This window comes from Thiosulfatimonas sediminis (assembly GCF_011398355.1).
Lineage (GTDB): Bacteria > Pseudomonadota > Gammaproteobacteria > Thiomicrospirales > Thiomicrospiraceae > Thiomicrorhabdus > Thiomicrorhabdus sediminis_A.
In genome coordinates this window covers 1-12,845 of sequence record NZ_AP021889.1, presented here as the reverse complement: position 1 = coordinate 12,845, position 12,845 = coordinate 1, and the positions used below count along the sequence as shown (strand labels likewise).

Genomic DNA, 12,845 nt, shown 5'->3' with positions numbered 1-12,845 from the left:
ATCTATGCATAGGGGCTTTTGTTTTATAAGGTTTGCCGAAAAAAGAATTGAAGTGTTTGTTCGGCACCCAAAATGATTAGGTTAGCGGAATTGAAAACATAGATTTTGCAACCAGTTTGGATTGAATAAAAGATAATGGATACACACAAACCTTTTCATGTAATTCTGGATCATAACGGTGTTGTGGTTCGTTTCAGTGATCCTGAAAATCACCTTATGCACGGTCAAACAGGGGATGATTTGATCGGTATTGTCTGGATTGATTCGCTGGTGGTGACCAAAGATTATATTTGGGTGAAAAAGCTTTTTAATGATTTTATTAACCAGCAGGAAGAGTCTGGGAAATTAATTTCGTACAGTGTTTACACGAACGACGGCAACGAAGTACGTTTTGACTTTTATATGCAGTCCAGTGAAATCAATGGTCTGTACTACATCGCTTTGACTGGTTTTCCGCACACTTATCGCAAGTTGACACAGCTGAGTTTAAGTAAAACAAAAATTTTGCTTAAAGAATTGGCTTATAAATAACCATAATCTTTCGTCGTTTTTATTAAGTTCCCGCCCTAAAATCAGCTTGTATCTAATCCTTTAAATCGGTACAAGCGAAAGTCTCGCTGTCTTTTTCGATATTAAAAATAGCCGTTTACATCATGAGTAAAAGTACTCATCTTTTGTGGTATAGTTTTTCTGCAGTGTATTCGTGCTGTGATTTAATTTATATAGTAAGGATTTAGCGATGAAAAAGATTTTAGCACTCACTGCAATGGCGGCCAGTATTTTAGCGGTCAGTAACAGCTATGCACAAACCCAGCCATTTGGACAAGTTGGGGTCGCCGTTGGTGTTGATTTGATTTCTGGTCCTACCTTAGAATTAAGTTACCCTGTTACTGACTATGTCAGTTTGCGTGGAAGTTTATCGACTGGTTGGTCGTTTGATAAAACGCAAGAAGAAGAAGGGATTGATTATAATTTGCAGGTAGATGGTGCCATTAATCGCTTGGCAGTAGATGTTCGTCCATTTAAAGGCTCTTTTTTCTTGTCCGCTGGTTATGGTTTGAGCAGTTTTTCGCTAAGTGGTAGCGGCAGTGTTGAGCAGGGTAATCAATTTGATTTAGGGGATACCTCTTATACCGCCGATACGCCGGTTAACATTCGTTCTGATTTTGATTGGGATAGCGCTCCAACGCTCAGTTTTGGTTGGGGACACAGCCCGTCTCAAGGCTTAGGCTTTTTATTTGAAATGGGCGCGGCTTTTACCGGTGCAAGTAATGTTTCTTTAAATGGTACAGGAACAGTCACTGATGGTAGCAATACGTTTAGTTTAGACAGCACGCAAGGCCAAGAAGTCTTGGCGGAAGAGGAAGCCAAATTGCAAGCAGATGTGTCCGATTTAGAGTTTTTACCGATTGTTCGCATGGCAGTGACTTACCGTTTTTAATGCAACGTAGTTTATTTGTAGATAGAACCTCTAATTTTACGATTAGGGGTTTTTTTGTATTTAAAAATTGGTAATTTATCTGCTTATAAAGATTATTTGAGGGTTCGTTGAATGTCATCAGAATTAACAGAGTCTCTTAATGCGCCTGTTTGGCAAGTACTTTTTAGTGACCAAGATAGTAGTGAATTTAGTCAAAAAGTTGCGCCACAGCTGAATGCGTTAATTAAAGAAGGGCGTTTAAGCGCTTGGCAAGGATTGCATTTAGAGCAGACGAATCTTACAGAGATTGATGCGACGCTTCCTTTGGTGTGTTGGCTGAATGACAGCAACCAACGGGCTTTACTTGAAATGCCCGCCGCATCAAATTGGCAATTGGCTTTTTTACCGCATATTCAAAATATCCGCACTCAACGGCGTTTTAAAGTGGCCGTTAAATTGATGCAAGCTTGTGAGCAGATTTTGCAAGCAACGGCCACGAAACCAGTCGATTTGATGTATTGCAATCAGCAATTGGTGATGACGTCGGTGATGATTGGCGATCCACAATTGATGCGTCCGGCATCGCAAGTGCCTTTAAGTTGGTGGGGCCGCTTAAAGCAATTTATCGGCATGAGTGTGCATGTTACTCAGTCGCGCTTGATGCCTTATAAAATACAGACTGCAAAAGAGACTTTGGTGCATACCGCGGCAATTGGTATGACGATGGTGTATCGCGGTGAAGACAATGATTTTACCCGCCGAGTGTTAGAACCCAGTGAAGAAGATGAGAGTAGCTTAAATGCGGTTATTTTTGCACCGCGTAGCATTTTGGATGGTCTGAATTTTGTTTACCATCGGTTTTTCTCACGTCGTTTTGAGAATGGCAGTAATCGTCTTTATTTAGGGAAGATAAAAAGCGAATCCTTGCGTATCCATTGCAGTGGTCGTCCGCTGGATTACAGTTTGGATGGGGAGCTCAAGCAAGCGGATGAGTTGTTTTTGACGTTACAGCCTAAAGTGCTCAGTATTCTGAATCAGGACTATCCAGATAACGCTTATCATGCGGAATTAAAAGAGTCGGTGCGGATTGTTGGCTTGCCGAAGGGAGAAGTGATTAAGGATTTGGCAATGCGGCCTTTGCCGTGGATTGATCACGCCAATCCCGAAGAGATTAAAGACACGTTTGTGATGCTTAAAGAGAGCAGCAAAACGAGCCAGCCGTATTTGGTTTTGATGGTGCTGTCTACTTTATTGGCGACAGTCGGTTTGTTTGCTAATTCTACGCCGGTGATTATTGGTGCGATGATTCTCGCGCCTTTGATGAGCCCGATTATTTCGCTGTCTATGGGGTTGTTACGCCAGACACCAGATCTGATTTTTAATGCCACTAAAACCCTGCTGGTGGGGATTATTCTCAGTTTATTGTTTGCTGTGTTGTTTACGGTTTTAATGCCGCTACAGAGCTTAAATAGCGAAATATCCGCACGTCTCAGTCCAACCATTTTGGATTTAGGGGTGGCGATTATTTCCGGTATTGCAGGGGCCTATGCCAATGCGAAATCAGAAGTGGCCAAAAGTTTGGCTGGAGTGGCGATTGCGGTGGCCTTGGTGCCGCCTTTAGCGGTTTCCGGGATTGGCATTGGCTGGATGGATTGGCACGTCTTCTATGGTGCTTTCTTATTATTTATTACCAACTTGTTTGGGATTGTATTAGCGGCGGCGGCCACCTTTTTGGTGATGGGGTTTAGCCCGTTCCGTTTGGCGCAACGTGGCTTGTTTGTTTCATCAGTATTTGTCATCGCAGTGAGTGTTCCGTTGCTTTTAGCCTTTAATTCGATGGTGCAAGAGCAGCGTATGCAAAACATGCTTGAGCAGTGGCAGTGTACCGGTTTAGATTCGCCTGTTACCTTGCGTGATATTCGCCTGCATGGCGCGAATCCATTAAAAGTCTCTGCAACCTTATTGGCAAACCGTCCGTTGCAAAATGACGATTTGGATTTGATTAAACAGAGGTTAGAGGAACAATTGGGCCGTAAGATTGAACTTGAAGCCGTCTTGGCGATAAAGCGTTAGCGGTTTGCTAGAAAGCAAAAAGCCCGAGCTGAAGGTTCAACTCGGGCTTTTTATCGCTTTAAGAAATTAACACAGGGTTAAAGTCTTAAGCACCCATTGCGGCACGTTTTTTCGCGATTAGATTCTGGATGATTGGAGTCATCATCAGGTCCATTGCGTCAATCATGTACTTACCGTTACAAACCAGGGTCTCGTCGTTCTGCAAGAAAGCCCCAGGAATTTGATCTTTAATGGCTTCAAGATCGATGTCTTGGTGACGTACGTGACAGATGATCAAGGAATCTTCTGGCGCTGGTCCCATAGGTGCATCTGGCGACATGGTTGAGAACGGATCAGAGGTATCAATTAATGGTACACGGTGGAAGTTAATGTGTGTACGGTGGAACTGAGGCACGATGGTCTCAATGTAGTCCGGCATACGCTCTAGGATAACATCGCGTACTTGTTGAACTGAATAAGGACGCTCAGCGGTATCACGGAAGATTTTTTGCATCCACTCAATGTTGATAGACGGTGCAACACCGATACCTAGATCAACGTACTGGGCAACATCGTGCATCCCTTCTTCTGGGCCGTGGTCTTTACGCTTAACCATGCCGTGTAGACCTTCGTAGAATAGAACATCAGTGCCTTCTGGAATCGGTTCCCAAGGCGTGAACTCACCGGATTTGAAGTTAGTACCACCTAGACGAGCGTTGTGTTCAACCGCTTCTTCGTCAGAGTGGATGTAATAACGACGTTTACCTGTTGCGCTCTCTTTGTATTCTTTAAAAAGGGCTTCAAGTTCGTTGAACAGGTTGGCGTGCTCAGAGAAGTGAGTAAGAACTGGGCCACCGTTTGCTTTTGACTCGGCAACTTTTTCTTTCATTTCTGCACGGCCAAATTTGTGATAGCTATCGCCTTCAACAATGGCAACGTTCAGATTTTCGCGGTCAAAAATCTTTTCGACAGCGCGTTTTACGAAAGAAGTACCGGCACCAGATGATCCTGTTACCGTAACAATTGGATGTTCTACTGACATAAATGTCTCCTAAATTTAAAAAATCATTAACTATTTCAAATAGTTAATGACAGCTTTGATTTTATGAAATTTTTACAGCTTTAGACTAATGGCCGATATTAAAAACCAAATGCGGCTTATTTTCAAAGAAAATAATTCAACACGCTAGACATCGGGCGCGCTTTAAACATCTAAATTCGCTACTTGCAGTGCATTGGATTCGATGAAATCACGGCGCGGTTCGACCTCGTCACCCATTAAGGTGGTAAAGACTTGGTCGGCGACCATTGCATCGCGCACAGTGACTTGCATCAAACGGCGTGCTTCTGGGTTCATAGTGGTTTCCCAGAGCTGTTCTGGATTCATTTCCCCAAGACCTTTATAGCGCTGGATGTTCTGTCCGCGTTTTGCTTCGTTGAGTAACCATTCAATCGCCTGTTTAAAGCCAGCGACCGGTTCGGATTTTTCGCCACGTTGAATATAAGCGTCTTGCTCAATCAAACCAAACAGTTGTTCACTCAATTTAGCGATTTGGCGATAGTCTTTGGAGTCAAAGAAATCCGCATCATAAACGTGCGAACTTGGCGTACCGTGTTCGCGTTGCGTTAGGCGGACTTGGTATTTAGTGGAACCACTAATATCACTGGCCGGTTCAACAGACAATTGGTAATCCACTTTATTGATTTCGCCGTTAGCACGCAGGCGAGGCAACATTTCGTTGACCCAAGCGGTCAGCGCCTCAAAATCGTTGAGTAACTCGGTTTTGATGGTGGCGTTATCAATCAACATTTCTAAAAACACCGGGTTGTAACGGCGGCTTAAACGATTTACCACGTGCTGAGTTTTAAAATACTCTTTCGCTAAGGTTTCTAGCGCCAAGCCGCTGATTGCCGGTGTCCCTGCGCTAGGAATGAGTTCTGCACCATCAATTGCGCTTTGCAGTAAATAGGCTTCCAGTTCCAAATCGTCTTTAAGGTAGTTTTCTTGTTTGCCTTTTTTCACTTTATAAAGTGGCGGTTGGGCAATATAAATATAGCCGCGCTCAACTAATTCAGGATATTGGCGGTAGAAGAAGGTAAGCAATAGGGTGCGAATATGCGAACCATCGACGTCGGCATCCGTCATGATAATAATGCGGTGATAGCGCAGTTTGTCGATATTAAAATCTTCGTTGCCAATCCCACAGCCTAATGCGGTAATCAAAGTCCCAACTTCCGCAGAAGCGATCATTTTGTCGAAACGCGCCTTTTCGACGTTTAAGATTTTACCTTTTAGAGGCAAAATTGCTTGCGTACGACGGTCTCGGCCTTGCTTGGCCGATCCACCTGCGGAGTCACCCTCCACCAGATACAGTTCAGAAAATGCGGGGTCTTTTTCTTGACAATCGGCCAGTTTACCGGGCAGGCCGGCAATGTCCAATGCACCTTTACGGCGAGTCATTTCACGGGCTTTACGCGCGGCTTCACGCGCACGTGCAGCATCGACGATTTTTGAGAAAACCGATTGCGCATCTTTTGGATTTTCTAACAGAAATTCAGCAAATTTTTCATTCATTGCGGTTTCGACCGCCGTTTTCACTTCTGACGAAACCAGTTTATCTTTCGTCTGTGAAGAGAATTTTGGGTCAGGCACTTTGACGGAGATAACCGCCGCTAAACCTTCTCGTGCATCATCGCCAGAGACGTTGATTTTATACTTTTTGCTCAGACCTTCGGATTCTGCATAGCTATTGAGGGTGCGCGTTAAAGAAGCACGGAAACCGGACAAATGGGTTCCCCCATCACGTTGCGGAATGTTGTTGGTGAAACACAGAATGGATTCTTTGTAAGACTCCGACCACTGCATCGCCACTTCAACGGTAATGCCGTCTTTTTCGGAGCTGAAATAAAAGGCTTTTTCATGGATAAGCGGTTTATTGGTATTCATGTAGTCAACGAAAGCGCGAATGCCGCCTTCAAACTCAAACACTTCATGGCGGTCATCGCGCTTATCCAGCAGTTCGATATGGACACCGGAGTTAAGGAAAGACAACTCGCGTAGGCGCTTTAACAGGTAATCGAAATCAAAATCGATGACATTGGTAAAGGTATCGGTAGATGGTAAAAAACGAATCTCAGTACCGGTTTCAGTTGTTTCACCGACTGGCGCAAGTGGCGCATCAGGTACACCGTGAGTGTATGTCTGTTTCCAGATATGTCCTTCGCGCTTGATGGTTAAGTAAAGTTTTTGCGACAAGGCGTTGACGACCGAGACACCAACACCATGCAGACCACCGGAAACTTTATAGGAGTTATCGTCGAATTTCCCACCAGCGTGCAGTACCGTCATAATGACTTCGGCAGCCGAAACGCCTTCTTCTTGGTGAATACCGACCGGAATACCGCGTCCGTTATCGCTGACAGAAACCGAGCCGTCGGTATGGATTGTCACGACGACCTTATCACAGTGTCCAGCCAAGGCCTCATCGATACCGTTATCGACCACCTCGAAAACCATGTGGTGTAAACCGGTGCCGTCATCGGTATCCCCGATGTACATCCCAGGGCGTTTTCGGACTGCGTCCAAGCCTTTTAAAACCTTAATGGAGGAGGAGTCGTATTGCGTTTCTTCAGTCATAGAATTTCAGCGTCTTTTAGGTATTAACGAACAAAAAATGTTTGCCGATTTTACCATATTTCCCTTAGTCAGATACGAATAAAATCCGGCCTTAAGAGGGGGGATAAAGTCGGAAAAAACCAGCGTTTTAGGCAGTAAATTCAAGGTGTTAAGGGAGTTTTTGGTATTTTGTTTGTCGTCTATGTTGAGGGGCTTTTGGGCAATACCGAATTTTGAGCGACGATTAGGGAGAATTGATGTTTCGATTGCAGGCGAAAACGCGCCGCCAAAATACGGGTTTGATGGCGCGTCTGAATGGCTTTAACGCCCCGTTCCCCAGCTGGTTGGATTCGGGATTGCTTGTTGTTTATTAAGATATTTTAAGCCGATGGCGCAGCGAACAATTAACCAAACAACCACTAAAAATAGAACCAACCATCCGATAACCAGCGCCAGCAATAAAAAGCCGATAAAGCCAAATAAAAGCCCAATCCAAAAGGTGCGGATTTGGAACTGGTAATGGCTATCAAGGTAGATATTATCGCCTCTGTTAATGTACGCCATAATCACACCGATTAAGCCGGTAAACGGCACCATAATATTCGCGAGAAATAGGACATAAATAATGGTTGGCAGGGTGTTTGAAGCCGGTGGCGTTTCGACTGGCGGTGGCGTTACAGGGCTGACTGGGTGCATATTGAATCCTCAAAGATAAAAACGATTGGTTAGAGACACTGGATTGGTCCCAATTGACTTCAGCAAGCCTCGCCTGTGGAGGCTTTGAACAATTCGACTGCACTGTGTTGCTTGTTTTTGTCCTCTTTAGACATGACTGCAAACAAACGCCTTGCCCGGCCAAATTGTTCTGTGCCTGAAGCCATCTGGGCTTATTCTGTGACGTCTTAGTCGTATTGTTCTTAAGTATAGCGGTAAGGGGGCTATTTTGCAGTGCCTTTTTGAGTGCTTTACAAGGCGTTTAATTTGCCTTTTTTAAGCTGCCAAATTTGGCTATTTTCTGGATTGATAATCGGAATGAGTGATTGCGCGGTACTGGTGACAAGATGTTGGATTTGTAAGTTATCCAGTAGTTCCATCAATTTCTCGCGGTGCAGTAAATCCAGTTCGGCGGGTAGGTCGTCAATTAACATAATTGCGGGCTCGTGGGTGACCTGTTGGTGTAGTTGTGCTTGCGCCAGCATGAGCGCGCAGACAAATAATTTTTGCTGGCCACGTGAGAGGGTTTGTAGAGCTTCGTAATTGCCAAAACGAAAACGGATATCGGCACGATGGGCGCCATATTGCGTGTGTCCCAATTGTAGGTCTTTGTTCAGATTGGCTTGCATTAACTGCGCGAGACTGTCTGCGCTTTTTGGCCAACCTGGACGATAGTGACAGCCCAGTGTTTGCTCGAGTTCCGGCATGAGCGCCTGGCAATAGGTCTCAATCAGCGGCGTCAGAGTTTCTACATAGCGGCGCCGTAATTGGTCAATCTGTAAACTGGTCTCTACCAGTTGCGTATCCCATAGTTGAATCTGCAGGGCAGGTAGGCGTTGTTTAAGTGCTTGGTTGCGTTGTTTGAGTAGGCGCTTATGCTGTCGCCACCATTGGATAAATTCCGGAAACTGGTAAAAACAGCCCCAGTCGACAAATTGGCGGCGGGCTTTTGGTCCTTCTTCAAGTAAACGATGGCTCTCGGGCGTTAGTAATTGTACTGGTAGCTTTTGGGCAATTTCACTTTGTGCGCGAATGGTTTCACCGTCCAAACGCAAGGTCATATTTTGCGCGCTACGCTGCATCCCTATTCGATGGTTGGAGTAAGGTTTAATGTGACTTTGCAGTTCGGCAAAAATCACGGTTTCCGTTTTGTCATGTTGAATCAGTTGATGTATCAAACGACTGCGAAATGAGCGTCCGGTGGCCAGAAGCCAAATGGCTTCAATCAGCGAGGTTTTTCCGGCGGCATTATCGCCAATAAACAGATTTAATCCGGAGCAAAGCTGACAGTTAATCTGCTCGGCATTGCGAAATGCTTGTAACTGCAGTCGGGTAAGTTGAGTCATTCGTTGTATTCTTTGCCCCAAGTGTGATGATGACGATCGTGCCTTAAACTGACCGGTTCTTGATGTATTAGCACATCCAAATTGTCAAAGCGGTTTTTTAAGCGTTCAGTCACTTGTTCGGTGATATCGTGGGCTTGCAGTAACGTTAAGTGATCGTCCAGTTCCAAGTCGAGTTGCACAAAGCAATTTGGCCCAGATTGGTAACTGCGTAAGTCGTTAAACCCGCGTACTTGGGGAGTTGAAAGAATAATTTCGCTGATTTCACTGCGCATTGATTCGCTTAATTCACGGTCGAGCAATTGATTTAATGCCTCTTGGGCAATTTGGTAGGCGCTGTGTAAAATCCATAAGGCGATGAGCATTGCTAAAATCGGGTCTATCCAATTTAGGTGCACAAAAAATAGGCTGACGATAATTAATATCGTTGCGAATACATCAGACACATAATGAAGCGCATCAGCCGCAATTGCGGTAGACCGGGTTTTGTGCACCACATATTTTTGAAAAATGACCAGGCTGGTGGTTAAAACGAGAGATAACACCATGACGCTCAGGCCGATATTGACATTTTCTACCGGCGTATCCACCCAGATACGCTCCACAGAATAAATCATCAGATAAAGGGCAGAGCCAGCAATAAATACACTTTGCGCCAAAGCCGCCAGTGGCTCAGCTTTGCCGTGGCCGAAACGGTGTTCTTTGTCAGCGGGGATTTGTGCGATGTATACCGCCAGCATAATCATGAGACTGGCGATGATGTCAAAACCGGAATCAAGCAAAGAAGCAAGGATACTCACCGAATCGGTTTGCAGCCAGGCGTAGAATTTAATCATCAACATCGTCACCGCAACACTGACTGACGCTAAGGTTGCAATGCGAACAAGTTGTGCGTTGGTCATAATCGAGACACCTAAAACCGTCGCAAATCGACAGGCGTTATTCTATAGAAAAAAGCATTTCACGCAAATAGTGGGAATTTGATGGCGTTAAAATGCAAAAAGAGCCGGTGCAGTGCATCGACTCTTAATGGTTGAGTTGGCAGTGCCACGTTTTGACTAAAGACGCATTGGCATAATGACGTGCTGACAAGCGCAGTTGTTGTTACTGGCGGATAGCAAACAACTGCTGCTGGCGTCTTTGAACAAAAGCGTGACGCAGTCATCTTGAATCGAGTTCAAGACATCCAAAATGTAACTTACATTGAAACCGATTTCGATGTCCGCGCCAGCGTAATCAATCGCCATATCTTCGTGCGACTCATCTTGTTCGCTGTTCGACGCACTGACCGCCAGTAAATTGTGGCTTAAGTTCAAGCGGATACCTTTGAATTTATCATTCGACAGAATCGAAGCACGTTGCAGTAAGCTGCGTAACATTTCACGGTCGGTTTGTACGACTTGGTCGTTATTTTGCGGGATAACCCGACGGTAATCTGGGAAGCGTCCATCCACCAATTTACAGGTAAATACGGTTGAATCCAGCTCAACAGTGAGATAGTTTTTCGCCAAAGACACTTGTACTAGGGTGTCTTCATCGGTAATCAGTTTTGAAAGCTCCAAAACGCCTTTACGTGGCAGAATGGCTTGTGTTGCCGGTAAACCTTGAATCGCCAGTTCGGTTGAGCAGGTTGATAAACGGTGTCCATCGGTGGCAACCACGCGCAGGGTTTGGTTGCTGATGTCAAACAGCATACCGTTCAGGTAAAAACGCACATCTTGACTGGCCATGGCAAAACTGGAATGGCTGATTAACTGTTTTAACTGCTTTTGCGATAAAGACAGAGTGAGTTCACTTTGTGTAAGGTCGATAATCGGAAAGTTTTCTGCTGGTAGCGTGGATAATTTAAAACGCGAACGACCAGCAGAAAGCGCACAACGGGTTTCGTCAAAATCCAATACCACGGTCAAACCGTCTGGCAGTGAACGTACGATGTTAATGAGTTTCAGCGCTGGTAATGTGGTGCTGAAATGTTCCAAATCACAGGATTCCAGTTCGGTTTGCGCACGGGTTTCGATTTCCGAATCGGAAGCGGTCACCGTCAGCACATTATTATTAACGACAAACAGGAGATTGCTCAAAATCGGCATGGTGTGGCGTTTTTCAACAACGCTACCAACCGTCTGGAGAACTTTTAAAAGATTTTCACGGGTAATGGTGATTTTCATGCCAATGCCTTTGTCATGCTTTTGCAGAGTTAATTGGTAATAATTCGAATCAAGCTGTTGTAGTCGTCATCCAACTGATGCTCAGTTTCACGCAATTCTTTGATTTTACGGACAGCGTGTAACACCGTGGTGTGATCTCGGCCGCCAAATGCATCGCCGATTTCCGGTAAGCTATGGTTGGTCAACTCTTTTGCAATCGCCATTGCAATTTGACGGGGTCGGGCGACATTGCGTGAGCGGCGTTTGGAGTGTAAATCGGCCACACGGATTTTGTAATAGTCGGCAACGGTCTTCTGAATATTATCTAAAGTGACCATTTTCTGTTGTAGAGCTAATAAATCTTTTAGCGCTTCTTTAACCGTCTCAACGGTAATCGGACGACGATTACTAAATTGTGCGAAGGCGTCTACGCGTTTTAGTGCGCCTTCTAAATCACGAACATTGCCGCGTAATCGTTTGGCGATAAAGAAGGCGACTTCTTCGCTTAAACTGATGTTGTATTCCGAGGCTTTCTTCAACAAAATGGCAACGCGCATTTCAAATTCAGGCGGTTCAACCGCAATGGTTAGTCCCCAGCCAAAACGGGATTTTAGGCGATCTTCTAAGCCATCGACTTCTTTCGGGAAACGGTCAGAAGTTAAGATAACTTGTTTATTGCCCTCCAGCAGTGTGTTAAAGGTGTGGAAGAATTCCTCTTGCGACTGTTCTTTGTTGGCAAAGAACTGAATATCATCGATTAACAGCGCATCTAAAGAGCGATAAAAGCGTTTAAATTCATCAATTTTGTTATGGCGTAAGGCGTTAACCATATCTTGCACAAACCTTTCGGAATGCAAATAGACCACCCGTGCTTTAGGATTATCCGCCAGTAGCTGATTGCCGATGGCGTGCATTAAATGCGTTTTACCTAGACCAACGCCACCATAAATAAAGAACGGATTGTAGCTGCCCCCAGGATTTTCTGCTACTTGACGTGCTGCTGCCGCTGCAAGCTGGTTGGCTTTACCTTGTACGAAAGTATCAAACGTAAAGTTGGTGTTGAGGTTACTTTGAATACCGGATTGTCCCGCTTCATTTTTACGTGGCGCCGGTTTGTTCTTTTCTTTTAAGGGCTGCGGAACGGTTGGCTGAGAATCTTCTTCAAAATCGTTGAGGGCATAGTCACCCATTTCGATAATCACTTCTGGAGTATTTATCGGTGCAACGCGTGCAACGGCTTGACGAACATTATCCATCAGACGCTTGTTGACCCAGTCAAGAATAAAAGTGGACGGGGCAATAAGACGAATGGTGTCTTTATCTTCGATTGCGCGCAATGGCAAAATCCATGTGTGGAACTGCTGATCGTTGAGATCATCTTCTAGAATCTTAAGACTCTGTGCCCAAAGTGAAGACAATGTAGTTTCCTTAGTGAATAGTGGGCCAGGCAGCAAAACGCACTGCAATGGCAGACAAAGTTAAAAAAGTGTTTTGGTGACAGAAAAAGAGCCTAAAGCGTTGATCAGAAAGGATCAACAAGCGGAAATCGCTAT

10 protein-coding genes are annotated in these 12,845 nt (G+C 44.9%); 3 read left to right on the top strand and 7 right to left on the bottom strand.

What is annotated here, in order from left to right; genetic code table 11:
• Nucleotides 1–135 precede the first annotated feature (135 nt).
• From HRR27_RS00050 to HRR27_RS00040, 3 genes are all read left to right on the top strand, one after another.
• Entirely contained in the window at nucleotides 136–531 is a 396-nt protein-coding gene (locus HRR27_RS00050) for a hypothetical protein (protein ID WP_173269077.1), read from the top strand.
• A gap of 208 nt (nucleotides 532–739) precedes the next feature.
• Entirely contained in the window at nucleotides 740–1,441 is a 702-nt protein-coding gene (locus HRR27_RS00045) for a hypothetical protein (protein WP_173269075.1), read from the top strand.
• A 111-nt stretch (nucleotides 1,442–1,552) separates the two neighbouring features.
• Nucleotides 1,553–3,493 carry a TIGR00341 family protein gene (locus HRR27_RS00040; RefSeq protein ID WP_173269073.1) on the top strand — a complete coding sequence of 647 codons (1,941 nt, stop codon included), beginning with the start codon at nucleotides 1,553–1,555 and terminating at the stop codon, nucleotides 3,491–3,493.
• An 85-nt stretch (nucleotides 3,494–3,578) separates the two neighbouring features.
• Here the strand turns inward: HRR27_RS00040 and HRR27_RS00035 are convergent, their stop codons facing one another.
• The 7 genes from HRR27_RS00035 to dnaA form a co-directional block, all read right to left on the bottom strand.
• A complete protein-coding gene (locus HRR27_RS00035) occupies nucleotides 3,579–4,514 on the bottom strand; it encodes a phosphoribulokinase (RefSeq protein WP_173269070.1) in 936 nt (311 codons plus the stop codon).
• Between the two features lie 162 nt (nucleotides 4,515–4,676).
• Nucleotides 4,677–7,109: a DNA topoisomerase (ATP-hydrolyzing) subunit B gene (gene gyrB / locus HRR27_RS00030; protein ID WP_173269068.1), complete on the bottom strand. Its 2,433-nt coding sequence runs from the start codon at nucleotides 7,107–7,109 to the stop codon at nucleotides 4,677–4,679.
• Between the two features lie 300 nt (nucleotides 7,110–7,409).
• Complete coding sequence (locus tag HRR27_RS00025; RefSeq protein WP_243830852.1) at nucleotides 7,410–7,784, bottom strand: DUF4870 family protein; 375 nt, start codon at nucleotides 7,782–7,784, stop codon at nucleotides 7,410–7,412.
• 269 nt (nucleotides 7,785–8,053) lie between these two features.
• Nucleotides 8,054–9,148, bottom strand: coding sequence for a DNA replication/repair protein RecF (gene recF, locus HRR27_RS00020; RefSeq protein WP_173269066.1), 1,095 nt, complete (start codon nucleotides 9,146–9,148; stop codon nucleotides 8,054–8,056).
• On the bottom strand, nucleotides 9,145–10,047 hold the full coding sequence (locus HRR27_RS00015) for a cation diffusion facilitator family transporter (protein WP_173269064.1): 903 nt from the start codon (nucleotides 10,045–10,047) through the stop codon (nucleotides 9,145–9,147). Before HRR27_RS00015 ends, recF begins: the two co-directional genes overlap by 4 nt.
• 156 nt (nucleotides 10,048–10,203) lie before the next feature.
• On the bottom strand, nucleotides 10,204–11,313 hold the full coding sequence (dnaN, locus tag HRR27_RS00010) for a DNA polymerase III subunit beta (protein ID WP_173269061.1): 1,110 nt from the start codon (nucleotides 11,311–11,313) through the stop codon (nucleotides 10,204–10,206).
• A 29-nt stretch (nucleotides 11,314–11,342) separates the two neighbouring features.
• On the bottom strand, nucleotides 11,343–12,710 hold the full coding sequence (gene dnaA / locus HRR27_RS00005; protein WP_173269059.1) for a chromosomal replication initiator protein DnaA: 1,368 nt from the start codon (nucleotides 12,708–12,710) through the stop codon (nucleotides 11,343–11,345).
• Nucleotides 12,711–12,845: the final 135 nt, after the last annotated feature.